Raw genomic sequence first — 25,956 nt, 5'->3', positions numbered from 1 at the left:
TTTAAATGTTTTTTATTATTTTTAGTTGTGATTGTGATTGTGATTGTGATTGTGATTGTTACTGTATATTGAAAATAGACGGTTTTTGATACCAGAATGGACTTCTAAATCAAATAGGATAAAAGTCAGTTCATTAGTTGTTTTATTTGAGATAAAACAACATTAGGTATTGGAGTATCTCACCTTAAATGTATCGCTTCTGCGCCTTTATAATAGTCGTTATGGTTATGCTGGGATCCGTTGCACCTGCTAAAGGGGCCGACTTCATTCAGCGTGTATTTAATGCTAAAGATGGTTTAGCTAATAGCACTATTAACGATATCAGTTTTGACCGTTATGGTTATGCTTGGCTTGCAACTGAACAAGGGCTTTATCGAGTTAGTAATAACTCAATTAGGCGCATTGATAAAGTCGGCACTGAGTCTGTTTTAGACGACGAGATGCTTTACCGAGTGGTTCCAGTTGCTGATGAGCATTTATTAATTACCTCTATTAGCACCCTGTACCTATACAGTATACGGGAACACAAATTCACCCAGCTATTTCAACCTACTGCGATGGGAGGGGATGAAGACAATACTAGCCTTGGCATAGTCTCGATAGTTGATAATCACGCGAATCAATTTGAATTACTGTCACATGACGGCCAACGTTACCTATTTGACATTGCCAGTATGAGTTTGATCCCTGACCCCAAAGGATCGCTATCTTCTACTATCCCTTGGGGGCATCAATTAGTCTTAAGCAACCAAGAGCGTATTTATACTTCCCCCCATAAAGCTGAACTGCACCTTTTAGATGGTAAAGTAATCGATTTAGGATGGAACAAAAAGCGTGGGTCAATTAAGGGGTTAATGCAAGACTCACATCAACAGATATGGCTATTTTCATCTAAAGGTTTGTTTAAAATAATCTTAAGCCAGCGCACCATAACTCCTATTATGGATAAGCCCTTTTATATTGAAAAAGTGGTTGAAGACAGCAAAGGCACACTTTGGCTTGGCAGTCGCAGTGGATTGATTTCATGGGATGTAAATACTAATGACTCGAAGAATTATCATCAGCCATTAAAAACATTTGCAGATATTGATTATATTCATGCCCTTGCAATTGATGAAAACGGTTTGATCTGGGTGGGTGGCTCAGGTGATGGTTTGGCTTTAGTGGCAACCGCCCCTGATTATATTGTTGATTATTTTTCTCAGTCTTCAGAATATCAACTCGATAACGAAATGATATGGTCTATTTTTCAACAAAATAATAAAGTTTGGTTAGGTACTGATGGTGGTTTAGAGGTGATTGATACGCTTTCTAAAGCTTCGACATTAGTTGTGCCCGATGGTTTTGAACCAAATGACAGCATTTATAACATTACTGATCTTGATGATGATCATATTGTGTTATCTACCACTAACGGTTTATTTGTTATTAACAAATATACCAATGCCTCCTCTGATTTTAGTCAATGGAGTGGTGGGCAATTATCCCTAAGAAAAAATGTGGTGATTACTAGTTATCGTGATCCTATATTAGATAGAATTTGGTTTTCGACGACTCAAGGCCTCTACTATTGGCAGTATGGAGGCATTGAGCTGCAGCAAGTGATGCTTGATGATCGTGAGTCACAGCAAGGAAGATTCTGGTTTAGTGCAATTATCAGAGATAACCATAATCGCTTATGGTTAGGGGGAGAGAAAAGTTTTGGTTACCTTGATGACGACTTAATATTTACGCCAATAAAAAATGCTTTTTCTCATTTAGATAAGCAACCGCAGATTACCCACCTTCTTCAGGTTAGTTCGGATACGCTATGGCTGGGGACATCGCAAAATGGTGTGTTTGAATATCATATTAACACTGGGGAAATTACTGACTTCGATGATAAGTTAAATATTGACTGTAATGTGGTGCTTTTTTTAGAAGAAACCCCAGAGGACTTCTTAATTGGATGTTCTCGCTCTATTATAAAAATTAATAAACGGACACAAACTCACTCTTCATTTACTCACCATGATGGCTTTATCTCTGATGAGCTTAATGAATCAGCGGTGTTATATCAGCCTCAAATGGGGTTATATGTCGGCACGCCTGACGGCGCCATGTTAATTGACCCCAACAAATTAGCTAATCGAATTATTAATAATAATATTTTTCTTGAGTCAGTCTCGGTTTTTTATGATAAAAAAACCGATTTGTTTTTGCTACCTGAGCAATTAAAAACGGTAGAGCCAGGCGCAAGCTTAATTAGCTTTCAAATTTCAAATTTAGATTATCTTGATGACAGCCCAATAAGTTTACAATATCGCTTACTGAAAAATGGCAAAGCTTTGTCTAGCTTTGTGTTATTGGAAGGCCAATCTCAAATTAACATTTCAGGCTTAAACGCTGGCAAATATACCCTAGAACTGAACTATAAAAAACACAGTGTATGGTCGGCTCATCCATTTCAGTTTAGCTTTTTAGTAGATGAGTATTGGTGGCAATCTCAATACTTTAAAGGTGTACTAATTTTCAGCGTGCTCTTTTTTGCTTTTGTTTTATCCATATATCGTCAGCGCCAAGTCATGCGTTTTAAAAAGGTCAATCAAGCTTTAGTTGAAAGCGATGACAGGTTGTCTCAAGCCCTTCGTGGCAGTGATTCTGATCTATGGGAATGGCGCGATGATAACCAAATACTAACCTTAGATAATCGTGGTGGCATGTTAGGCGATAAGTTAAATATTTTGACAAAACTAGTCGATCTTCCTATTCATCCAGAGGATGTTGACCGCGTGACCCAAGCATGGCTTGAGTTGCTTAAGTCGACAGCGGATATGATAGATGTGGACTTTCGCTATCGTCATGAGTCACAGGACTGGCGATGGCTGAGAATAAAAGGACGGGCTATATCGTGGCAAGCTAAAAGCGGTCGACTAAAGCGTGCTGCTGGCATTTACTCCGATATTACCTCACAGCGCGAATTAGAAAGTGAAGTGAACCTATTGGCTGAGGCATTTGAGAATACCTCAGAAGGGATGTTAATTCTTGATGCTGATAAGCGTATCAAAATTAGTAATCTTGCCGCTAACCGAATTCTTGCTATGCGGGGTGAAGAGTTATTGGGTAACCAATTTTCCAACTTAGTGCTATCCAGTCAAGTCCCTTTAAATATCGATAAGCTGTTTAGCCGAGACACATTTTGGAGTGGCGAGCGTGATTTATTGCGTGCAGATAATAAGCCTTGTCCTGTGTGGTTAAATATCTCCAAAATGCTCAATTCTGTCGGCACTACCCAACATTATGTGGTGGTGTTTTCTGACATGACCGAGCGAAAACAGAGTGAACTTAAATTACAGCGATTAGCCAATAACGATCTACTTACAGGTTTAGCTAACCGAACTCAGTTTGTCGTATTACTTAATCAAGTCATTGAAGATGCGGTGCGAAGTGATGAAAAGTTAGCGCTTATGTTTTTAGATTTAGATCGCTTTAAATCGGTTAATGATTCTTTTGGTCATAGCATGGGGGATGCATTATTAATTGAGGCAGCAAACCGTTTGCAATCCTGTTTGAATTCGGAGCATCTGTTATGCCGTTTTGGCGGTGATGAGTTTGTTATTTTACTGCGCAATGCTGATGACATTGATCATATTAACCACCTTGCAAGTCTATTATTAGAGCAGATTGAAAAGCCATTTAAACTTTATGGACGTGAATTTTTTATTTCAACCAGTATAGGAATTAGTTGTTGGCCTGAAGATTGTCAAGATTCAGAAGTCTTGATAAAAAATGCTGACTTAGCCATGTATCACGCTAAAGAAGAGGGGCGTGGTAATTTTCAATATTATTCAGCTGAGCGTAATGCAGAAGCATTATATCGCCTACGCTTAGAATCTGACTTGCGTAAAGCGATTGAGCGAGATGAGTTTGAACTGCATTATCAGCCACAGATTGACATTCTGCATAACGATCGCTTTATCGGCATGGAAGCATTAATTCGTTGGAAACATCCAATTGATGGTTATGTTCGTCCTGATATTTTTATTCAAGTGGCTGAATCGTGTGGATTAATTATTGATATTGATACATGGGTGCTCAAACAAGCCTGCCTTGATGGAGCCCGTTGGTATCAACATTATGGTCAAGAATTTAAACTATCAGTCAATGTTTCAGCGGTGCAGTTTAGACAAATTGGTTTTATTGAGTCTGTTAAAAGTGCGTTAACTGAAACAGGGTTTCCAGCAAAAAACTTATGCCTTGAGATTACCGAAGGGGTGTTAATGAAAGAGATACATGTTGCGACTGAGCATTTATCTCAATTAAAAGCTTTGGGCATACAAGTGGCGATTGATGACTTTGGGACCGGATACTCATCACTGGCTTATTTAAGATCATTTGAGGTTAATACACTCAAAATTGACCGTTCTTTCTTAATTCAAATTGCTGAAAATCAAGCAGATCAAGCGATTGTATCGAGTATTATTGAGTTAGCACGTAATCTTAAATTACAAGTTGTTGCCGAAGGAATTGAAACTAAGGAGCAATTAGAGCAAGTATTTAGTCGTGGATGCTACATTATCCAGGGTTATTATTTTGCTAAGCCGATGCCAAGATCTGATTTGGATACTTTTCTTGGTATTGACACTAAAGAAAAACCCATCACTTTTCATAATTGAGTTAGGGGGAGTTGACCATTCTTTGCTAGAATATGATCGATTTTAATTGTATTTGGGATAACTAAGTTGGTCATTTTTAGGTCAATACTACATGTTAGATTGTTTAGCGCTGTCATTATAACGCTGTTTTTTTCCGGCTATGCGCATGCTGCAGCAGATAAACTGCCAACATTTAAAGAACGACCAACCATTGGCCTAGTGCTCAGTGGTGGCGGCGCCAAAGGCGCAGCTCACATTGGCGTACTGCAAGTGCTGGAAGCGAACAATATTCCTGTTGATTATATCGCTGGTACCAGTATTGGTGCGTATATTGCGGGCATGTACGCGTTAGGTTTTAGTGCTAATGAAATTGAATCTATTATGTTGGAAGGTGCCTGGGATACGGGCTATTCAGACACTATTCCTAGAGAAAACTTATCTTATCGCAATAAACAATTACGAGATAAATATAATATCCCACTCAGTGTAGGATTTAACAACGGCGAGATCACCTCACCTTCAGGACTATTGCAAGGCCAAACTATGTCGCAGTTGTTACGACACTCAACTGATTTAGTTGAGCAATTTGGTGACTTTGATGACCTGGCTATTCCTTTTCGTGCGGTAGCGACCAATTTAGCCACCAGTGAAGCTGTTGTGATAGATCGCGGCAGTATTTCTAAAGCTATGCAAGCATCTGCGACTGTGCCAGGTGCACTGCAGCCGGCCAATATTGACGGCATGCTATTAGTCGACGGTGGTATTGCGAATAATATGCCTATTGATGTAGTTCAAGGCATGGGGGCTGACATCATTATTGCGGTTGATATAGGCTCACCTTTAACTCAACAAAGTCAGCTAAACAGTACTATTGCAGTGCTTGAGCAATTATCAACCATCTTGACCCAAGCTAGCACCGCGCGTCAAAAGCAACTGCTTAAAGAAAACGATATTCTAATCAGACCTTGGATTGATAATCTCAGCACCACAGACTTTTCGATTATGCCCCAAGCATTAGTGATAGGTGAGCAGGCTGCACAGCTGAAATATGACCAACTGATTAAGCTGTCTATTTCTGACGAAGAGTACCAAGCCTATGCTGATGCGAAACAACAAAAGCGGTTACGCTGGAATAACCCAATTAAACAACCGATTTATCAAATTGTGTTAAATAATGAATCTAAAGTGAATGATAAATTAATCCACGATAGTCTGCAGATAAAGCCGGGGCAGGTTATTACCAAAGAAGAGTTAGAAGCAGCGGTTAAACGTGTTTACTCATTAAACCGATTTGAAAGTGTAGATATCGAATTTAATGATACTGAGCTAGGACGTATTCTGACGGTGAAATCTAAAGCGAAATCTTGGGGACCTAATTATTTTGATGCTGGTTTTAATTGGGAAGATGATTTCACCTTAGATTCGGCAGTGACATTAAACTTAGCTTTTGCGATGACTGATTTAACTGACAATGGTGGTGAGTGGCGCAATGAATTAGAACTTGGTTTTCAAAAGCGTGTAGCGACTGAGTTTTATCAGCCACTTGATAGAGATCAAGATACCTATGCTATCGCTCGATACCAATATGAGATGAAAAGCTGGGATCTTTATGATGAAAATCAGCTAATTTATAAATTAGACAACAACTTGTCGACCCTGACAACGGGCATTGGCTATAACTATTCTTCCTCGGGTATTATCGAGTTAGGTTTAATTGGTGAATTAGGCAATATTACTAATAACGCTGTGCTCTCGGGGAAATTTGATTATGACACCTATGGTGCTTATCTGAAAATAGCCTATGACACGTTAAACAGTATTAGCTTCCCTACAGAGGGTAATCGTTTTACGTTAGCGAGCTACTATCGCAATGAAAGCTATTCGTCGCGAAGTTTTGCTGATGCCAGTGATAGAACTTGGCAAGTTGAAGCTGATTGGAAAGGCGCACTTAATTTAGGTCACCATGCGGTAGTGGGCAAGATGGCTTTATCTACGGTTGAAAGTGACGGCGACTTTTCTATTCACTTAAGTAACTTAGGCGGTTTTTTAAATTTATCAGGCTTTCATAAAAGTGCGCTTGCCGGTGCGCATAAAGTTTTTGGTGCCGTCATTTACCAGTATGATTTAGGCCGAGATGTATTAATTACCGATATCCCCTTATATTTAGGCACTAGTTTTGAGGCAGGTAACGTCTGGTATTTACGTGAGGATGTTGATATTAAAGACCTTATTTTTTCAGGCAGTCTGTACTTAGGGACAGATACTTCCTGGGGACCTGCTGCATTAGGTTTTGGTTACAGTGATACAGGCGACAGAGCGTTTTACTTATTCATTGGTAAGAACTTCTAAACTCATTATTCAATCAAGGCAGCATCAGCTGCCTTGATTGTTTTGGTGAGATACACCTATCGATAGTGTTGTTTAAGTATGTCGATGATAGCGTGAGCATCAGCCACTTGATGATGACCAACAATCCATTTAGCTTGTGTTGCCAACTGTGGCGCAGGAATAGCAATCGTTTGCATCGACGCGGCTCTTGCAGCAACTAAGCCATTAAATGAATCCTCTATTGCTAGGCAGTTTTCTGCATCAATGTTCAGCGCTGTAGCACAATTCAAATATACTTCAGGATGGGGTTTTCCTCTGGCTAAAAACTCCGCTGAGGTGATGGCTTCAAAATAATGCCGAATACCAAGTTTATCAAGCACAGCATCAATGATAAGGCTTGGGGAAGAGGTTGCTAGGCCTATTTTTAGCCCTTGCTGCTGACAAAAGCTAAGAGTGTCAATAATGCCGTCCATAACTTGACCCTGTTGGCGGATAATATTGACCACTTCTTCAACGATAGCATTAGCCGTTTTGGCATTATCATAGTTGTCCCAAGGGTAGCGTTGGTACCAATAACGCACCACTTGATCGATGCGGAACCCGGTGGTACTTTCGACATCTTCTAAGGTTAACGATAATCCGAGCGCGTTCAAAATAGCCATTTCAGCTTGTTGCCATGCGGGTTCGGAATCGATAAGCACACCATCCATGTCAAAAATGATCGCTTTGATATCCACATTTGCCATAAAAAACTCAATATTGGTCAGAAAGAACCATTAGCGTAACGTTTTCCCTAAATGAGTTCATTAAAAATACAAATTATTAAAAATATTTATTTTTAAAGTGTGAGATTGTTTACAGATGATTTTAATCAACAGATATATTTTAACGTATTGAATTTTATTATTTTTATTGTTATTTCAAACTATTGTCTAATTTTATTTGTTTAAATCAGGCTTTACATTATCTGTAGTACCAAAAAATCCCGTAGATTTCATCTTAGTAACAGTGTGAGCAGATTCATACTTTTTTAAAGCTGTAGTATACTGGGGGTCGGATTTCAAGCCCGAACCTGTGGAATTTCAGCGTGACTAAAACTGACGTTGAGTTTCGCCGTAAGGCGTCAAACAAAGAGGAATGTTGCCGTGCTAGAAGCATATCGTAAACACGTCGCAGAGCGTGCCGCAGAGGGTATTGTCCCTAAGCCATTAGATGCACAACAAGTGGCTGAATTAGTAAAATTAGTTGAGACCCCGCCAGCTGGTGAAGAGGCTGTCATTCTCGATTTATTAGAAAACCGTATTCCACCAGGTGTTGATGAAGCTGCCTATGTGAAAGCGGCATTCTTAGATGCTGTGGCAAAAGGCACTGTAAAATCACCTATATTATCTGCTGAACGTGCCGTAGAGTTACTTGGTACTATGCAAGGTGGTTACAACATTGAGCCGTTAATCGCTCAATTAGATAACCCAGCATTAGCGCCATTATCAGTTAAAGCATTATCAAACACCTTATTGATGTTTGATTCTTACCACGACGTGGTAGAAAAAATGCAAGCAGGTAATGCATCAGCTAAACAAGTTGTAGAAGCTTGGGCAAATGCCGATTGGTTCTTGAACCGTCCTAAACTTGCTGACAAAGTGACCTTGACGGTATTTAAAGTGGCGGGTGAAACCAACACTGATGACTTGTCACCAGCACCCGATGCATGGTCACGTCCTGACATCCCATTACATGCATTAGCCATGTTGAAAAACGCCCGTGACGGTATCGTACCTGATGTGTCTGGCGAAGTGGGTCCAATTAAAGAAATCGAAGCGCTTAAAACCAAAGGTCATCCACTTGTTTATGTGGGCGACGTTGTTGGTACCGGCTCTTCGCGTAAATCAGCAACTAACTCAGTGTTATGGTTCATGGGCGATGATATCCCTTATGTACCAAACAAGCGTGCTGGTGGTTTCTGTTTAGGTAACAAAATCGCACCAATTTTCTTCAACACTATGGAAGATGCAGGCGCGTTACCGATTGAACTAAACGTTGATAAAATGGAAATGGGCGATGTTATCGACATTTATCCATACACTGGCGAAGTTAAGCGTGGTGGTACTGACGAAGTTATCTCTACGTTCGAACTAAAAACAGACGTATTGTTAGACGAAGTTCGTGCTGGTGGCCGTATTCCATTAATTATTGGTCGTGGCTTAACAGACCGTGCTCGTGAAACCTTAGGGTTACCAGCGTCAGACGTATTCGTGCGTCCGCAAGATGTTGTTGTGACTAACAAGGGCTTTACCCTTGCACAAAAAATGGTCGGTAAAGCATGTGGTGTTAAAGGTATTCGCCCAGGCCAATACTGTGAACCTAAAATGACTTCAGTAGGGTCGCAAGACACTACAGGCCCAATGACCCGTGATGAACTAAAAGATTTAGCTTGTTTAGGTTTCAGTGCTGATTTAACCATGCAGTCATTCTGTCATACAGCGGCTTATCCAAAGCCTGTTGACGTTGATACTCACCACACGTTACCTGATTTCATCATGAACCGTGGCGGCGTAGCTTTACGTCCAGGTGACGGGGTTATTCACTCGTGGTTAAACCGTATGTTACTTCCAGATACCGTAGGTACTGGTGGTGATTCACATACACGTTTCCCAATTGGTATTTCATTCCCAGCAGGTTCTGGTCTAGTAGCATTTGCTGCAGCAACGGGTGTTATGCCTCTTGATATGCCAGAGTCAATTTTGGTCCGCTTTAAAGGTGAAATGCAACCAGGCATCACATTACGTGATCTTGTACATGCCATTCCGCTTAAAGCGATTGATCTTGGCTTATTGACCGTAGAGAAAAAAGGCAAAATTAATGCTTTCTCTGGTCGTGTATTAGAAATCGAAGGTCTTGAGCACTTAAAAGTTGAGCAAGCATTTGAACTATCTGATGCATCAGCTGAGCGAAGTGCTGCTGGTTGTACTATCAAGCTAGGTAAAGAGCCAATCATTGAGTATCTTAACTCTAACATCATCATGTTAAAGTGGATGATCAGCGAAGGTTATGGCGATCGTCGTACTATTGAACGCCGTATTACTGCTATGCAAGAGTGGGTTGCTAACCCAGAGTTAATGGAAGCTGATAAAGACGCAGAATATGCTGAAATTATCGAAATTGACTTAAACGACATCAAAGAGCCAATCCTTTGTGCACCAAACGATCCTGATGATGCAGTATTATTATCAAGCGTGGCACAAACTAAGATTGACGAAGTGTTTGTGGGTTCTTGTATGACTAACATCGGTCACTTCCGTGCTACCGGTAAGATGTTAGACAAGTTTGCTAAAACACTGCCAACACGTTTATGGATTGCACCACCAACTAAGATGGACCGCGATCAATTAACCGAAGAAGGTTATTACTCAATCTTCGGTCGTGTTGGTGCTCGTATCGAGATCCCTGGTTGTTCTCTATGTATGGGTAACCAAGCACGTGTTGCTGAAGGTGCTACAGTAGTATCAACTTCTACGCGTAATTTCCCTAACCGTTTAGGTACTGGCGCAAACGTATACTTAGCATCAGCTGAGTTAGCAGCAGTAGCCGCGTTATTGGGTCGCCTACCTTCAGTTGAAGAGTATCAAACTTACGCTAAAGAATTAGATGCAACAGCAGCTGATACTTACCGTTATTTGAACTTCGATCAAATCGACTCTTATACTAAGAAAGCCGGCAGCGTGATTATCCAATCAGCGGTTTAAGCTTGAACTAGTTAATCGTTGAACTAAAAATGCCAGCAGAAATGCTGGCATTTTTGTTTGGTTCTATTTTTCATAGTTGAGATTCGGAAAAGTATAAATATCAACAGCATCAATTTTATTTTGAATTTTAGTGATATTCTCGATTAGGCTTCCTTTGTGGAAGTTAAGATTTTGATACCTAAAAATATGCCCAGTTTGTTGTCCATCAAGCACTAAACTAAGTATGCCACTTTCTTCACAACTGACCCCGAAACCATTAACGACCACACTTTCCTTTATATTAGTTCTATTATAAAAGCTCAAACTGATCCCTGAGTTATTCGTGGATAATTTTGTTGACTCACCGAACCATACTTTTCCATATAATGTCGACGCAGATAAGCTGGAAGTCCCATCTTTGTTAAACTTGAGAATATAAAGGGCATTTTTATCCATATCAAAAGCTTGCCATAAACCAGTTATATTAGAAGCCGTTGCAATCGGACATCGATCTACATTTGCCTGGATGGAAATAGAAATGAAAATGGTTAAAAAAGCTAAGTATTTCATGAGTGTTTCCTGAGGTCATTATTATTAATTACTTTGCCATTCATTGTTAATTAATACCAGTTTTAGAAGTGGTAGCTCTTTATATTATGAGTTTTAAAATTAACCAATTGCCTGCCGCAGGGATGTTCAGGATGAACTGAATGCCACGATCATATTGATGTGAAAGAGTGACCTTAAGTGCAGATTATCCAGCGAGACGCCGGCTCTTGATTTATAAATCAGCTTCCATGTGGGCTTAACCAAAACCAATAACATCCTTGTTAAACTGCCAGTTCGGCATCCATGCCTCTCGCTCAAAACGTTTCACGCAGTGAAACTTCGCCTTGTTTTGGATACTCGCTGGCTCATCAACACCTGAAATTTTTGTTTCTTCGATTTAGCTTTGTTTCTTCGATTTAGCTTTGTTGGTTGCTACATTTAAAAGCAAAAGGCTGGATCCCCGATAAAAGATCTCGGGAATGACGGTTTGAACATTACTTCAAGTGAGGTTAAATCGAAGAGATAGAATACCGGGTGCAAACGCGGCTGTGACCGTCGATGGCAGGGATGCCATCGTTGAGCTTACAGGGACGTACTTGCAGCGTGTCACAGAAGTGCTTGCGCTAAAGCCTGCGGCAGGCAATTGATTACAGTAATGGTACTATATAAATTTAACGATCAAATAATCAAACGGCCACGGTCTAAAAAATCAGTAGGTTAGGAGGACGTTTTGCGAGGGACTTTGTTATACATCAAATATCACCAGCTAAACATCAGTGATATTTATTTGGTTATCTAATTCCAATACTTAAATTTAATCAATTGCCTGCCGCAGGCTTATGTGCAGATAATCCAGCGAGACGCCGCAAGCACTTCCATGTGGGCTTAACCAAAACCAATAACATCCTTGTTAAACTGCCAGTTCGGCATCCATGCCTCTCGCTCAAAACGTTTCACGCAGTGAAACTTCGCCTTGTTTTGGATACTCGCTGGCTCATCTTCACCTGAAATTTTTGTTTCTTCGATTTGGCATTGTTGGTGGCTACACTTAAAAGCAAAAGCAAAAGCAAAAGCAAAAGCAAAAGCAAAAGCAAAAGCAAAAGCAAAAGCTAGATCCCCGACAAAAGATCTCGGGGATGACGGAGTGATTATAATCATCTAGGCATTCATCAAACACTTAGCGCTTTATCACAAATGAGGCTAAATCGAAGAGATAGAATATCAGGCGCAAGCGCGGCTGTGACCGTCGATGGCAGGGCGAATTTTCATGATAGGAAACGCTATGGGCGAGAGGCATGGATGCCGAACTGGCAGTTACACAAGGATGTTGTTTAAAATCGTTGAGCTTACAGGGACTTATTCTATATAAAGAGTGCAGCGTGACACAGAAGTGCTTGCGCCAAAGCCTGTGGTAGGCAATTGATAGCAGCAATGGTACTTTATAAATTTAACGATCAAATAACTAAATCAGCATTCGGATCAGGTTCTCGCATTCTTTGCCACCAGGTAGCATTAGCTTCTATTTGTCCTTGCTGATCAATTTTCGGATAAGGGATATTTTTACGTCGACAGGCTTTTGCATAAACTGGATGGCCTTGCTCGAACAACATTTTCTGGCAATAAGCTTCATCTAAATGACGAGTGCCATACATGCCTGCCTGTTCACGCTGGCGTTGTGCTTCATACATGATCAATGCAGAAGCGACCGATACATTCAGCGATTGCACCATACCAAGCATAGGAATAATAATATGTTGGTCAGCAATCGCTAGCCCTTCATCACTGACACCGTCACGCTCGTTGCCCATGATGATCACCGTTGGTTTGGTGTAGTCTATGTCGCGAAAGTCGACGGCAGTGTCAGAGAAGTTGGTTGCCAGCACTTGCATGCCCTGAGCAGTAAACTGAGAAGCCGCTTGGCTCATGTTGTCATGCACTATGGTTTTTACCCATTGCTGACTCCCAGAGGCTGTATTGCCTGATACTCGCATTTGAACGTCAGGCCATACCGCATGAACTTGATGTATACCCACGGCATCTGCGGTGCGAATAACCGCAGCAATGTTTTGGGTTTTATGGACGGTATCTAAACATAAAGTGAGATCAACCTGGCGGTTGTCTAGCATTTGATTAATACGGGCGAAACGTTCAGGGCTCATAATAAATATTCGGTAAAATTTTAGCTAACAACAAGTAAACAAAAGGGCGCATAAGCGCCCTTTATACTGAGTAATATTGGACGTTAATGACGGAGCTTATAGCTCCATAATCCCGTCCATTTCAACCAATGAGCCTTTTGGTAGCTCTTTTACCCCAATAGCAGCACGCGCTGGGTAAGGCTGTTGGAAGTAGCGACTCATAATGTCATTCACTGTGGCAAAGTGTGACAAGTCGGTTAAGAAGATATTTAACTTCACTATGTCTGACATTTTTCCGCCAGCAGCGTCACACACCGCGGTTAAGTTTTCAAATACTTGCACAACCTGTGCAGAAAACTCATCGCTTACCATGGTCATGGTTTTAGGGTCTAACGGAATTTGACCAGATAGATAAACAGTAGTGCCGACCTTTACAGCCTGAGAATAAGTGCCAATCGCCTGCGGTGCTTTGTCAGTAGCAATGATAATTTTTTCAGCCATCTTGTGCTCTCTTGTTGTTTATTATAATAATTTATATAAGGGTTATCTGTTGCGTGAGGTACGCAGTACTTCTGGAAGTACTCTGATACGGCGCATCACATTGGCTAAATGTACCCGATCATTGACCGAAATACGCAAATTAATTAAGTACACTCGGCCATCGCGCTCTTCGGTACTCAAGTTATGAATATTTGACCCTGCTGAAGCAATAATCGAGGTGATTTTTGCCAATGCACCTTGATGATTGACAATTTCAACGCGCAAGTTAGCATGATATTCAACCCCTTCAGTATTATCCCAATGGACAGAGATATACTTGTCTGGTTCGCCTTGATAACCACGGATGTTAGCGCAGCTTTCCATGTGCACAACCAACCCTTTACCAGGACTAACATGGGCAATAACCGCATCACCAGGTATTGGACGACAACAATTTGCATAGGTAACTAACATGCCCTCAGCACCACGTATTGGCATGGCATGACCATCTTTATTGTTGTGTGATTCTAGCTTTTGGCCGAGTAAGCGCTGTGCTATCACTATGCTCATCGCATTGCCCAAACCAATATCGGCTAGCAATGAATCTAAGTTAGTATGTTTGGTTTCTTTGATAACTTTTTCGATCAAATCTGCAGGAATACTGTCAAACTTAGTTTCGCCCAATGCATGATTCAATAAGCGGCGTCCAAGTGTGATGGCATTGTCACCCTTTAAACTTTTCAATACTTGACGAATTTTACCGCGAGCTTTTCCGGTTACCACAAAGTTAAGCCATGCAGCATTAGGGCGTGCACCTTTTGCAGTAATAATTTCAACCGTTTGGCCTGAAATTAGTGGTTGGCTTAGTGGGTAAGCTTGGCGATTCACTTTTGCGCCCACGCAAGTATTACCCACATCGGTATGCACTTCATAGGCGAAGTCGACAGCGGTGGAATTAACCGGCAACTCTAAAATACGGCCTTCAGGAGTGAATACATAAATTTCGTCAGGGAAGAGTTCAGTTTTAACGTTTTCAACAAATTCGAATGAGCTAGACGCACTTTGCTGTAATTCAAGCAAGCTTTGCATCCATTTTCGGGCTCTTACCTGGGTGGTATTTTGCTGGCTAGCATCGGTTTTGTTTTTATACATCCAATGAGCAGCAACCCCTTTATCAGCCATTTGGTCCATTTCTTCGGTGCGTATTTGCACTTCAACTGGCACAGCATGGGGTCCAAATAACGAGGTGTGTAATGATTGATAACCATTGGCTTTAGGTATGGCGATATAATCTTTAAAGCGGCCTGGATGGGGTTTGTATAATCCATGCATGGCGCCGAGAACTCTATAACAGGTGTCAATGCTGTCAACGATGACTCTGAAGGCGTAAATGTCCATTACTTCTTCAAATTGCAGCTCTTTGTTGCACATTTTACGGTAAATGGAGTAAAGATTTTTTTCTCGGCCTTTGACCTTGCCTGCTATACCAGCATCTTCTAATCGCGTTTCAATGGCACCTTCGATACCAATGATTAATTCCTTACGATTTCCTCGTGCAGATTTAACCACTTCTTTGATCACTCGATATCGCATTGGGTAATAGGCTTGAAAGCCTAAATCCTCTAACTCTATTTTGATATTATGAATACCAAGACGGTTGGCGATAGGTGCGTATATTTCAAGGGTTTCGCGGGCAATGCGACGACGTTTATCAGGACGAAGCGCGCCTAATGTGCGCATGTTATGGGTTCGGTCAGCCAGTTTGATAAGAATAACCCGAATATCTTGGGTCATGGCCATCATCATTTTACGAAAGTTTTCCGCCTGCGCTTCTTTCTTATCGCGAAATTTGATCTTATCTAGCTTTGATACACCTTCGACTAATTCCGCCACATCAACACCAAATAACTCAGCAAGTTCTTCTTTGGTGACAGGGGTGTCTTCGATGGTGTCATGAAGCAGGGCAGCCATTAACGTCTCATAATCAAGACGCATGTCTGCCAGGATGCGAGCAACCGCAACCGGATGGGTAATGTAAGGTTCGCCACTTGTGCGCATTTGCCCTTCATGGGCATCGCGCGCGACCAAATAGGCCTGCTTGAGTAATTCTACTTGCTCCGGCTCTAAATAAGCGGAAGCTGATTCTTTGAGACCTTCAAACAGATACAAGTGGCGCTACTCCTTAAATTACACGACCTTCCGCAATGGCGGCAACAGCAGCTATTTCAGCAGCTTCGCGTTCACGGACAGTTTGACGCTCATCAGCATCTAAAGTATTAGAGGTGACTAAACCTAATTCGATTTCGCGTAAAGCGATAACCGTTGGCTTATCATTCATCTCTTCAACCATTGGATCTTTACCTTGCACAGCGATTTGGCGTGCACGACGCGCTGCAACCAGGATCATATCAAAACGGTTGCCGATTTTATTTACAGCGTCTTCTACAGTTACGCGAGCCATGTGTGGAAACTCCAGTGTTATCTATGGGGAAAAAATGACGCAAAATTGTACACTAAGACAATTAGTTTGCCAATAGATCGACAAGCATATCATTGTGAGTGTGTCTCTGACTAGCACAGGTTAATCTTTGACTACTAATGATGGCTTTTAAATTGTCCAATGCAGTGTCGAAATTATCATTAATGATCACAAAATCATATTGAGTATAGTGTGACATTTCTGAGACAGCTTGAGCCATACGGCTATCAATAACCTCTTGACTATCCTGGCCTCGACCAGTTAAACGGCGTGCAAGCTCGGTTTTTGATGGCGGTAAAATAAATACCCCAACGGCTTCAGGCATGAGCTTTTTAACTTGCTCGCCACCTTGCCAGTCTATATCTAAAAAAACATCTACACCTTTGGCTAAGGTTTGTCCGATAACAGTGCGTGACGTGCCGTAGTAATTACCAAATACTTCAGCCCATTCAAAAAAGGCATTTTCAGCGATTAACGCTTTAAATTGTTCAACTGTAACAAAATGATAGTGTTGACCGTTAACTTCACCTGGTCGTGGTTGGCGAGTGGTATGAGATACAGATACTTGCATATCACTGGGATTATCTTTTAAAAGTGCGGAGATAAGAGACGATTTTCCTGCACCGCTAGGGGCTGACACAATAAAAAGATTTCCAAGAGTACTCATAGTTTTGCTGTTCTCACAATACGGTTAAGAAAGTTTAATATTATAACTCAACAAAAACTGCCTACATAGCCATAAAATCTCTGCCGATTGAGATTGAAATTCAGTACTCTCTTTTTACACAGATTCATACTAAAATACCCCCGCGACCCAAACGGGTTGCCTTGCTTACGATTCAAGGATTTTTCATGCAGTTAAACACGCTTTGGTGTTATCAAGGCCGCGACAATGCCTTCCGCTTTTTGGCCATCATTTTAGCCAGTTTTAGTTTTTTGTTTTTAGTCGGGATAGTTTTCCCGCAAAGCATGATTATTTTATTTGCAGCACTGCTAACAACGACAGTGATTAGCTTGTCTGCGCTCAGACGTTTACATGATGCAGGTAGACCCATTTTTTGGGTGTTACTTGCTGTCTTGCCACACTTATTATTTGTATTGAGTTGTTATTTGTTTTGGCCTTTTGCTGCTATTGCAGGAGTAGGTTTATTAGGTATTGCTTGTAGTGTTTTTATTAGCTTCTTTCCCGCCATTAGTCAAAAAGTGCCTTATGTTGAAGGTTATTATGGCCCTAAAGCACAGGTTAAGTCGGAATTAGGTGGCGTGAGAAAACGCCGTGAACCACAGGTTTTTGGCCAGGCTGCTCGTGCGGATGTTAAACCGATGGCTGCTGAAGTGCATCATGTTGCTGATGATGAGCGGGGGCAAAATGAAGTCTCATATATAGGTGCGCATCATGCCTCATTTGATCATGCAGAAGTTGAGGTTAATGAAACCGAACATACAAACAGCAAACATATCGACATTGATACTACCGACGAACCTTTAGTTGCATCAATGCGTTTTTCTGCAATTGATCAAGCACCCGAGTCAATGTCAGCTTTTAAGCAATCTTGGCAGGCATCTCATCGTTTTGATGTTGATCGTGATGCGCTTGATACCGGCTCGGTGACTGAGTTAATCAAATCTTGGTTAAATCGCTTAAAGGAGCATCATATTCCAGTGATTCTGGGCGCTAAGGTGTTAGGTGTATTACTGGTATCGGGCTTAATCGTATGGTTGCTAGTCAGTCTTACTAATAGCGGTGACAGTGATGAAAAAGATATTGCCAAGGTTAACGTTACCCAATCAGAAAAAATCGACAGAGTCAGCGCTAAGTTGCCTGATGGTTTCTGGATAGTCATGCAAGACAGCATATTTATTGTGCGCTGGCTCGGTGATACAGATACGGCAAAAAACCTCTGGCGACTCGATACCGCCCAAGGCGATAAAACCTGTAGTGAGCTCGTTTTTAACGATGGCAGTGAATATAGGCCTATTAGTGTTGATTTAATGAGCGATGAGGCCACTGAAGCGCGTTTTTCACCTTTAGATAACAAATCTATTATTAATCATATTGCAATGCGTGGTAGTTTTAAGCTTTGTGGCTATGACTTTAGCTTAAAGGGCAGTCAAGCTACGTTAATGCAGCATCAAGAGTTTGCTGATTATCTACCGACAGATTAACTGAATATAATTAATACGATATAACTTAAAAAGAATATGGAGCGTATGAGTGAGTGATTTTATTAGGCAGCAAGTGCTGCCTCATTTTGGTATTGGTTTAGATAAAGTCACCATCTCAACGCTTGGAAATGGACACATTAATCAGACATATTTAGTACGTTGGCCCAAGGGCGAATTTGTTTTACAAAGAATAAATACTGATGTATTTACTCAGCCAAATTTACTGATTGAAAATGCATTACATGTCAGTGAACATCTTCAACAGCAAGTTGAACAAGGCCATTATCAATTACAAGTTGTTAAGCCTGTTAGCGCGCAAGATAAACAATATGCTATTAATCTTGGCGATGACGGCTATTGGCGGGCGATAACTTACTTGCCAAATAGTCATACTATTGAAGTGGTTACTAACACCGAACAAGCAAAAATGGCTGCCGGAGCCTTTGGTCATTTTGTCGCGGCATTGAGTTCACTCAACCCAGATTGCATTAATGATGTTATTAAAGATTTTTTGAATTTTCCTTTTAGACTACAACAGCTACAGCAAGCGGTAGGTGATGATAAATGCCAACGTTTGTCAGAATGCCAATATTGGGTTGATTTGGTTTTTAGTCAACATGCGTTATTTGATGAGCTTGAGCAGGTTGAATCGCTATTACCTTTGCGTGTTTGTCATAATGATACCAAAATCAACAACATGTTGTTTGATGAGCGTGATATGTCAAGTATGGCCATTATTGATTTGGATACCTGCATGAAAGGGTATTTGATGTATGACTTTGGTGACATGGTGCGTGCTTTTTGTTCGCCAGAGGAAGAAGATTCCACTGCATTAGATAAGGTAATTGCACGACCAGAGATTATTGCTGCGGCCAGTGAAAGCTACATCAAAGCATTAGAAGGGATCATTACTCCAATAGAAAAACGGAGTTTATGGCTAGGTATAAAAGTTATGGCATTGATGTTGGGCAGTCGTTTTTTAGCCGATCATATCAATGGCGATGCTTATTTTAGTATTCACAGACCTAATCATAATTTAGATCGTGCAGCTAACCAGTTAACGATTTTTAAAAGTTTGCTGGGGCAAGAAGCCAAATTAAAACCACTTTTCGAGTAATTATCAGTTAACTCAACATATCAATTAATGGGTGAATGTAATTAATGCATATTTCAAAATATCAGTGGATTTTATTTGATGCCGATGAAACCTTGTTTCATTTTGATGCTTTTGCTGGACTGAAGTTATTATTTTCAAAATATGATGTTGAATTTAGTCATGCAGATTTTGACCATTATCAAAAGGTAAATAAACCTCTTTGGGTTGAATACCAAAATGGCGTTATTGACGCCAAAACGTTACAGACGCAGCGATTTGTTGAGTGGGGAATAAAGCTAACCGTTCAGCCTGAGCAGTTAAATCATGGTTTTTTGGCGGCAATGGCCGACATTTGCGAACCTTTACCTGGTGCTAGGACGCTTATTGATGCTTTAGTGGGTAAAGTTAATTTAGGTATTATTACCAATGGCTTTACTCAGCTTCAACAAATACGCCTGCAAAAAACCGGTATGGAGACGGCATTTTCTCAAGTGATTATTTCTGAGCAAGTGGGAAAAGCGAAACCCGATAAAGCGATATTTGATCATGCTTTTGAACGAATGGGCCATCCTGAAAAGCATCAAGTGTTAATGGTTGGGGACACATTACAGTCAGATATTTTGGGCGGTATTAATGCCGGAATTGACACTTGCTGGTTAAACTCTGCGGGTGTAATGGCTGATAGTAATATTACACCTCACTACCAAGTTGGCTCATTAACCGAATTACATCAACGACTATTGCCATAATTAATCGATTCTCATATTCAAACGAACATAAAAAAGCCGTATTAAGTTTTAACTGAATACGGCTTTATCATTTTCATAATTAGCTATTGGAATAAATCTTCCGCAACGCTATCAATAAATGTCTCACCAGAGCTTTGAGTTTCTATCGCATATTCTTTGGGCTCAGTGCCAGCAACAAAATATTCAAATGCGGTTGTGTGATCAGTCTTTCTTGTGAGCTTACCTGTTTCTAAATCAATACGAACAGAGACAATGCCTTTTGGTGGTTCAGCCGATACTTCGGTTGTGCCTTTTAATGCTTTATTCATAAAGTCATTCCAGCCAGGGCCAGCGGTTTTTGCGCCGGCTTCTCCGCCTGATATTTGATCAGGAGCACCGCTAGCCATCCAACTGGCACGCCCTAGTTGACGGCCGTGGTCATCAAATCCTACCCAAAATGTCGAAGTTAACGTAGGGTTAAATCCACTAAACCAAGTGTCACGAGATTCGTTGGTTGTTCCCGTTTTACCTGCAATGTCATGGCGTTTAAGTAACTTAGATGCACGCCACGCAGTACCATTCCAACCAGTACCTTTACTCCAATCTCCGCCACCCCATATAACACTTTTAAGCGATTCGGTGATCAAAAAGGCAGTTTGCTCTGAAATAACTTGCTTAGCATAGCGGCCATTTTGACGATTACAGACTAATTCAGTATCTGAATTAGCGGCTGATAAATCTTGATTCATTACAGCAAAAAAATCGCTGCTAGCCTCATCGTCAGATGGCTCACTAATCGTTTGCTCATTTAAACCGGATGAACAAGCCAGAGTAGGAGATGCTTGCTCAATGACATTATCGTATGAATCTGTTACGTGGTCGATAAAGTAAGGTTCAACTAAATAACCGCCATTGGCGAACACGTTAAACGCAGTGGCTACCTGTAAAGGTGTCACCGAAGGTGAGCCTAAAGCCAAAGATTCATTACGGGGTAAATCTTTAGCATCAAAGCCAAATTTTACCAGTTCATCAGTGGCATCTTGTAAACCTACATGACGAAGCGCGCGTACAGCCATAACGTTAATCGATTGAGCTAAACCTACTCTTAGTCGAGTTGGCCCGCCATAGATATCTGGCGAATTTTTAGGACGCCATGCAGTGCCTTGGCGAGTATCAGGCTTATTAATAGGCGCATTATTAATTAAGGTCGCAAGAGTCCAGTCTTTCTCAAGGGCCGAAGCATAAATAAATGGTTTAATATTTGAGCCGAGTTGACGCTTAGCTTGGGTCACTCGGTTAAACTGGCTTTTGCTAAAACTAAATCCACCAACCAGTGTGCGAATAGCCCCATCAAATGGGTCTAAACTTACCGTGGCACTGGCAACCTCAGGAATTTGCGATAATTGCCAAAAGCTGCCGTTATTACGCACATAGACTTGCTGTCCCTGCGATAAAATATCAGTAGCAAGCTTAGGCGGTAAACCTTGACGTTTATCAGTGATAAATTTACGTGCCCATTTTAATCCTGACCATTCAATGGTTATTTCAGAACCATCAGCAAGCATCATTTTTGCTTGTTGATCTGTAACAGACATTACTGCTGCAGGTAAAATACCTTGCATTGGTGGCGTTTGGGCTAACTGTTCAATAATCTCAGTACGACCAAGTGGCGTTCCTGTCCAGAGTTGCGAAATTGGACCGCGATACCCATGACGTTGATCGTATGCGAATACGTTATCTCGTAATGCATCCTGAGCCATTAACTGTAAATCAGATGAAATAGTGGTGTAAACATTATAGCCATTGGTATAAGCCGCTTCTTCACCGTATTTCTGGATCATGTAATCGCGGGCCATTTCAGAAATATATGGGGCATATAAGTCAATTTCTGAACCGTGATATCGTGCCGTAAGCGGGGCGTCAATCGCTTCTTGATATTCTGCCTCAGTAATGTTGTTTTTCTCTAACATTCTGCTTAATACCCAGTTACGACGTGCTTGAGCTCTAGCGGGGTTACGTATTGGGTTGGCCGCTGATGGTGCTTGAGGCAAGCCCGCAATCATTGCCATTTCTGGTAATGACAACTCATTTAAGTTCTTACCATAATAAACTTGCGCCGCTGCCCCAACACCGTATGCGCGGTTTCCTAAAAATGAGCGATTTAAATATAAGGTTAAAATTTCATGTTTAGTGAGGGCTTTTTCAATTTTTAACGCGAGAAAAATTTCTTTTACTTTACGAATATATGTTTTTTCGTTTGATAAGAAAAAGCCTCGAGCAACTTGCTGGGTTATAGTACTCGCACCTTGGCTTTTTTTGCCTGTCGTAATTAAAATTGTTGCAGCACGAATAATACCGATTGGATCAATACCTTTATGTTCAAAAAATCTCGCATCTTCGGTATCAAGTACAGCATTGATAAGCTGTTGTGGCACGTCTTCAAACTCAACAGGTACTCGACGTTTCTCACCAAATTGAGAAATGAGTTTGCCGTCACTACTATATATACGCAGTGGTGTTTGTAATTGAACTGTTTTTAGTGAGTTAACATCAGGTAAGTCAGGTAAAACATAAAAATATGCTGCAGCAATAGCACCTACACCAAGTAAAGAAAGACTAAAAAAAGCAATTATTAATCGTTTAAACCACTTCACGCATGTATTCCAAAAAAAACTTAAATAGGGCGATAGTATATAAGCCGCAACCATTTTGGTGAAGTAAAAACGTATAAACAAAAAAATAGTGTTTGTACAATATAGAAACATTTTGTACAAATAAGTGTAACGAGATGATTTTGTGCTACTATATTTTAAAACAATAAAAGAATTGTGATGACGGAATATGCTTTCTAAATTATGGAAGCGTCAAGCTCCGCAAATGGTGGGGGTCGATATTGGCTCCCATGAAGTAAAAGCCATATTGCTTAGTAAGACTGCTGATGGATATAAAATTCAAAATTATGCAACTGTGCCAATTAAAAAAGGTGCCGTTGCCGATCATGATATTCGCGATTCTGAAGCCGTATTAGAATCGTTAAGACAAGTGAAACGTTCTTTGCCCAAAGGGGTGAAGTTCGCTTCTGTTGCTGTTTCTGGGTCCGCGGTTATGACCAAAGTGATTTACATGGATGCTTCATTGAATGAAGAAGAAATGGAAGCGCAAATTGAAATCGAAGCAGATAACTTGATCCCCTATTCACTCGATGAAGTCAGTATAGATTTCGAAACACTGAGTCAAAACAGCACCGACCCGACAAAGGTGGATGTTTTACTCAGTGCTTGTCGTACAGAAAATATTGACTCACGTGTTGATGCTTTAGATGCTGTCGAATTAGATGTGAAAGTGGTTGATGTTGAAGGGTATGCGTTAGGTCGCTCAGCTGAGTTGATTTACGCACAACTTCCAGAAGGCGCTAAAGACAAAACCATTGCGATGGTAGATGTCGGTGCTAATATCACTACATTTGCCGTTGTCGAACGCGGTGAAACGACTTTTATTCGTGAGCAAGCATTTGGTGGGGAGTTATTTACTCAGTCTATTTTATCATTTTATGGTATGTCCCATGCCGAAGCTGAATTAGCTAAAGTGAGTGGTAACTTACCTAGAAACTATATGTTTGAAGTGTTATCCCCATTTCAAACTCAACTGCTGCAACAAATAAAGCGTACTTTACAGATTTACTGCACAGCCAGTGGCCGTGACAAAGTGGATTACGTGGTGTTATGTGGCGGAACCGGTAGATTAGAAGGTATGGCAACCGTATTAACTAATGAACTTGGCGTTTATGCCATTGTCGCGGATCCCTTTCAAGGCTGTTTGTATGCCGATGAAGCAATTAAATCCCAATTACAGCCATCAATTAATAAGTTCATGGTAGCAAGTGGCTTGGCGCTGAGGAGTTACGCTCAATGGCGAACATAAATTTACTCCCGTGGCGAGAAGAAGCACGGGAAAAACAAAAGCGTGACTTTATTGGTATCCTTGCACTAGTCTTTCTAGTGACATCTTTATTAGTCTATTTGTTTATTAGTTACATTGAATTAGTGACCGATGATCAACGTCAGCGTAATAGTTATTTAATGTCTGAAATTTCTTTATTAGATACTCAGATTGCAGAAATTAGCGAAATAACCAAACGTAAAAAAGATATTGAACGTCGAACTGAAATTATTTTAGCACTTCAGCAATCTCGTAACTTACCCACTCATGTATTAGATGAGTTGGTTAGGATCGTTCCACCAGGCATTTATTTATCGAGTATTGAGAAAAAAGGCAGCACCCTTTGGATTGAAGGTCGCAGCGAGTCAAATAATAACGTTGCAAATATGATGAGGAAAGTGACAACTTCTGAGTATTTATCTGATCCAAGCATGCAGTCTATTATTTCTCAAAATGAAGAATTACGCCAATTGCAGCGGTTCAAGCTAAAAGTGTCTATTACTAATCAGTTCGGTAATCAAGCCCTTGATATGCAACAAGGAGCGAAAAAATGAATTTAGATTTAGACCAATTTAATGATATTGATTTTGAAAATATTGGTGGCTGGCCTAAGTTAGTCAAGCTCGTTTTTGCAGCGTTCTTATCTATATGCGTTATTGGTGCCAGTTATTATCTGTTTATTGCCGATACCATTTCAGTAATGGAGTCAGAACAAAATAAAGAAATCGAATTAAAAGCTGATTTTGAAACTAAATATCGATTAGCTGCTAATCTAAAGTTATACCGCGAACAACTTGTTATCATGGAAATGCAATTTGCCGAGTTATTAAAAATGCTGCCTTCTGAAAATGAAATGCCAGGATTACTTGATGATATAACTTTTGCAGCAACCGATGCGGGTTTAAGAATAAACAGTTTAGACTGGGATAATGAAATTGAACGTGATTTCTATATCGAATTTCCTATTAGGTTAAATGTTGAGGGTGATTATCATGAAATAGGCAATATGGTTAGTGGTGTTGCAAAGCTCCCACGTATTGTTAGTTTGCATGATTTTACTATTACCTACAAAGAGGGCGGTGGTTTGTCTATGGCTATTTTAGCTAAAACCTATCGCTTTAAAGAAGGTGCAGAGTTACCTAAAGAAATTGCTAAGGGGAAGAATTAAATGAAACTCTTACCCGTTTTTATTGGTGTTAGCTTGTTATTGACAGGCTGTATTGGTGACCGCAGTGATTTAGAGTTGTTTGTTACGACCACTAAAGCACAGCATGTTGCCCGTATTCCACCACTAACAGAAACACCAAAGTTTGAGCATTTTTCATATCAAGCTGAATTAATGCGCAGCCCTTTTGTGCCGCCTTCAAGAGAGTTAACCGAAGAGGTTATTGATACCTCAAAAGACTGTTTACAACCCGACTTGGCAAGACGTAAAGGCAGATTGGAAACCTACGCGCTAGATAATTTAAGAATGCGTGGTACGTTAAGTGAAGACGATAGTATTTGGGCATTAATCGAATCAGCCGATGCTAATGTTTATCGTATGGGTGTGGGCGAGTATTTAGGGCTTTATCATGGTCGCATTTCAAATGTAACGCCCCAATATATCGAAATTATAGAATTAATTCCTGATGGTTCAGGTTGTTGGGCTGAACGTCCTAGCAACTTAGAATTATCTGGCAAATAACCATGCGAAG

General features: G+C 40.7%; 19 protein-coding genes. 10 read left to right on the top strand and 9 right to left on the bottom strand.

Annotated elements, in window-relative coordinates; all coding sequences use genetic code 11:
* Positions 1-221 precede the first annotated feature (221 nt).
* A complete protein-coding gene (locus tag ACRWP9_RS00700; RefSeq protein ID WP_434927426.1) occupies positions 222-4,655 on the top strand; it encodes an EAL domain-containing protein in 4,434 nt (1,477 codons plus the stop codon).
* Between the two features lie 123 nt (positions 4,656-4,778).
* Positions 4,779-6,983 carry a patatin-like phospholipase family protein gene (locus tag ACRWP9_RS00695; RefSeq protein ID WP_434928880.1) on the top strand — a complete coding sequence of 735 codons (2,205 nt, stop codon included), beginning with the start codon at positions 4,779-4,781 and terminating at the stop codon, positions 6,981-6,983.
* Positions 6,984-7,039: 56 nt separating this feature from the next.
* On the opposite strand, the gene hxpB is transcribed toward ACRWP9_RS00695, so the two are convergent.
* Positions 7,040-7,708 carry a hexitol phosphatase HxpB gene (gene hxpB, locus ACRWP9_RS00690; RefSeq protein ID WP_434927425.1) on the bottom strand — a complete coding sequence of 223 codons (669 nt, stop codon included), beginning with the start codon at positions 7,706-7,708 and terminating at the stop codon, positions 7,040-7,042.
* Positions 7,709-8,107: 399 nt separating this feature from the next.
* Here hxpB and acnB point away from each other — a divergent pair, with 399 nt between their 5' ends.
* Positions 8,108-10,705 (top strand): bifunctional aconitate hydratase 2/2-methylisocitrate dehydratase, encoded by a 2,598-nt coding sequence (gene acnB / locus ACRWP9_RS00685; protein WP_434927424.1) that lies wholly within the window; start codon positions 8,108-8,110, stop codon positions 10,703-10,705.
* 63 nt (positions 10,706-10,768) lie between these two features.
* Here acnB and ACRWP9_RS00680 read toward each other — a convergent pair whose 3' ends face one another.
* From ACRWP9_RS00680 to gmk, 7 genes are all read right to left on the bottom strand, one after another.
* Complete coding sequence (locus tag ACRWP9_RS00680; RefSeq protein WP_434927423.1) at positions 10,769-11,254, bottom strand: hypothetical protein; 486 nt, start codon at positions 11,252-11,254, stop codon at positions 10,769-10,771.
* 864 nt (positions 11,255-12,118) lie between these two features.
* Complete coding sequence (locus ACRWP9_RS00675; RefSeq protein WP_434927422.1) at positions 12,119-12,391, bottom strand: hypothetical protein; 273 nt, start codon at positions 12,389-12,391, stop codon at positions 12,119-12,121.
* Positions 12,392-12,687: 296 nt separating this feature from the next.
* The gene (gene trmH / locus ACRWP9_RS00670) at positions 12,688-13,392 is read right to left on the bottom strand and encodes a tRNA (guanosine(18)-2'-O)-methyltransferase TrmH (protein WP_434927421.1); all 705 of its coding nucleotides are present in this window, start codon (positions 13,390-13,392) and stop codon (positions 12,688-12,690) included.
* A 96-nt stretch (positions 13,393-13,488) separates the two neighbouring features.
* Positions 13,489-13,872, bottom strand: coding sequence for a RidA family protein (locus ACRWP9_RS00665; RefSeq protein ID WP_226412795.1), 384 nt, complete (start codon positions 13,870-13,872; stop codon positions 13,489-13,491).
* Positions 13,873-13,914: 42 nt separating this feature from the next.
* On the bottom strand, positions 13,915-16,020 hold the full coding sequence (gene spoT, locus ACRWP9_RS00660) for a bifunctional GTP diphosphokinase/guanosine-3',5'-bis pyrophosphate 3'-pyrophosphohydrolase (RefSeq protein ID WP_434927420.1): 2,106 nt from the start codon (positions 16,018-16,020) through the stop codon (positions 13,915-13,917).
* Between the two features lie 13 nt (positions 16,021-16,033).
* Entirely contained in the window at positions 16,034-16,312 is a 279-nt protein-coding gene (gene rpoZ / locus ACRWP9_RS00655; protein WP_188735731.1) for a DNA-directed RNA polymerase subunit omega, read from the bottom strand.
* Between the two features lie 61 nt (positions 16,313-16,373).
* Entirely contained in the window at positions 16,374-16,997 is a 624-nt protein-coding gene (gene gmk, locus ACRWP9_RS00650; protein WP_434927419.1) for a guanylate kinase, read from the bottom strand.
* 185 nt (positions 16,998-17,182) lie between these two features.
* Here gmk and ACRWP9_RS00645 point away from each other — a divergent pair, with 185 nt between their 5' ends.
* From ACRWP9_RS00645 to yjjG, 3 genes are read left to right on the top strand one after another with little or no spacing between them, the layout of a single operon-like run.
* Entirely contained in the window at positions 17,183-18,496 is a 1,314-nt protein-coding gene (locus ACRWP9_RS00645) for a DUF805 domain-containing protein (RefSeq protein WP_434927418.1), read from the top strand.
* 49 nt (positions 18,497-18,545) lie between these two features.
* Positions 18,546-19,613 (top strand): aminoglycoside phosphotransferase family protein, encoded by a 1,068-nt coding sequence (locus ACRWP9_RS00640; protein ID WP_434927417.1) that lies wholly within the window; start codon positions 18,546-18,548, stop codon positions 19,611-19,613.
* Between the two features lie 44 nt (positions 19,614-19,657).
* The gene (gene yjjG / locus ACRWP9_RS00635) at positions 19,658-20,341 is read left to right on the top strand and encodes a pyrimidine 5'-nucleotidase (RefSeq protein WP_434927416.1); all 684 of its coding nucleotides are present in this window, start codon (positions 19,658-19,660) and stop codon (positions 20,339-20,341) included.
* 83 nt (positions 20,342-20,424) lie between these two features.
* Here yjjG and ACRWP9_RS00630 read toward each other — a convergent pair whose 3' ends face one another.
* Positions 20,425-22,974, bottom strand: a complete 2,550-nt coding sequence (locus ACRWP9_RS00630) for a penicillin-binding protein 1A (protein ID WP_434927415.1) — start codon at positions 22,972-22,974, stop codon at positions 20,425-20,427.
* Between the two features lie 187 nt (positions 22,975-23,161).
* Between ACRWP9_RS00630 and ACRWP9_RS00625 the strand changes: the two genes are divergently transcribed.
* The 4 genes from ACRWP9_RS00625 to ACRWP9_RS00610 are packed head-to-tail and all read left to right on the top strand — an operon-like array spanning position 23,162 to position 25,946.
* On the top strand, positions 23,162-24,241 hold the full coding sequence (locus tag ACRWP9_RS00625) for a pilus assembly protein PilM (protein ID WP_434927414.1): 1,080 nt from the start codon (positions 23,162-23,164) through the stop codon (positions 24,239-24,241).
* Positions 24,229-24,813 (top strand): PilN domain-containing protein, encoded by a 585-nt coding sequence (locus ACRWP9_RS00620; RefSeq protein ID WP_226412816.1) that lies wholly within the window; start codon positions 24,229-24,231, stop codon positions 24,811-24,813. The genes ACRWP9_RS00625 and ACRWP9_RS00620 overlap by 13 nt, the downstream gene beginning before the upstream one ends.
* Positions 24,810-25,427: a type 4a pilus biogenesis protein PilO gene (locus ACRWP9_RS00615; RefSeq protein WP_226412818.1), complete on the top strand. Its 618-nt coding sequence runs from the start codon at positions 24,810-24,812 to the stop codon at positions 25,425-25,427. The genes ACRWP9_RS00620 and ACRWP9_RS00615 overlap by 4 nt, the downstream gene beginning before the upstream one ends.
* A complete protein-coding gene (locus ACRWP9_RS00610; protein ID WP_434927413.1) occupies positions 25,428-25,946 on the top strand; it encodes a pilus assembly protein PilP in 519 nt (172 codons plus the stop codon). It begins immediately after the preceding gene.
* Positions 25,947-25,956 lie beyond the last annotated feature (10 nt).

The organism is Shewanella sp. HL-SH2, from assembly GCF_051164935.1.
Lineage (GTDB): Bacteria > Pseudomonadota > Gammaproteobacteria > Enterobacterales > Shewanellaceae > Shewanella > Shewanella glacialimarina.
Note: the sequence above shows the minus strand (reverse complement) of the source record. Positions and strands in the feature narration are given on the sequence as shown.

Coding starts and splice junctions, on each gene's coding strand:
- ACRWP9_RS00700 (WP_434927426.1), top strand. CDS start 222: ATGGTTATGCTGGGATCCGTTGCACCTGCTAAAGGGGCCGACTTCATT.
- hxpB (WP_434927425.1), bottom strand. CDS start 7,708: ATGGCAAATGTGGATATCAAAGCGATCATTTTTGACATGGATGGTGTG.
- ACRWP9_RS00680 (WP_434927423.1), bottom strand. CDS start 11,254: ATGAAATACTTAGCTTTTTTAACCATTTTCATTTCTATTTCCATCCAG.
- ACRWP9_RS00675 (WP_434927422.1), bottom strand. CDS start 12,391: ATGATTATAATCACTCCGTCATCCCCGAGATCTTTTGTCGGGGATCTA.
- trmH (WP_434927421.1), bottom strand. CDS start 13,392: ATGAGCCCTGAACGTTTCGCCCGTATTAATCAAATGCTAGACAACCGC.
- ACRWP9_RS00665 (WP_226412795.1), bottom strand. CDS start 13,872: ATGGCTGAAAAAATTATCATTGCTACTGACAAAGCACCGCAGGCGATT.
- rpoZ (WP_188735731.1), bottom strand. CDS start 16,312: ATGGCTCGCGTAACTGTAGAAGACGCTGTAAATAAAATCGGCAACCGT.
- gmk (WP_434927419.1), bottom strand. CDS start 16,997: ATGAGTACTCTTGGAAATCTTTTTATTGTGTCAGCCCCTAGCGGTGCA.
- ACRWP9_RS00645 (WP_434927418.1), top strand. CDS start 17,183: ATGCAGTTAAACACGCTTTGGTGTTATCAAGGCCGCGACAATGCCTTC.
- yjjG (WP_434927416.1), top strand. CDS start 19,658: ATGCATATTTCAAAATATCAGTGGATTTTATTTGATGCCGATGAAACC.
- ACRWP9_RS00625 (WP_434927414.1), top strand. CDS start 23,162: ATGCTTTCTAAATTATGGAAGCGTCAAGCTCCGCAAATGGTGGGGGTC.
- ACRWP9_RS00620 (WP_226412816.1), top strand. CDS start 24,229: ATGGCGAACATAAATTTACTCCCGTGGCGAGAAGAAGCACGGGAAAAA.
- ACRWP9_RS00615 (WP_226412818.1), top strand. CDS start 24,810: ATGAATTTAGATTTAGACCAATTTAATGATATTGATTTTGAAAATATT.
- ACRWP9_RS00610 (WP_434927413.1), top strand. CDS start 25,428: ATGAAACTCTTACCCGTTTTTATTGGTGTTAGCTTGTTATTGACAGGC.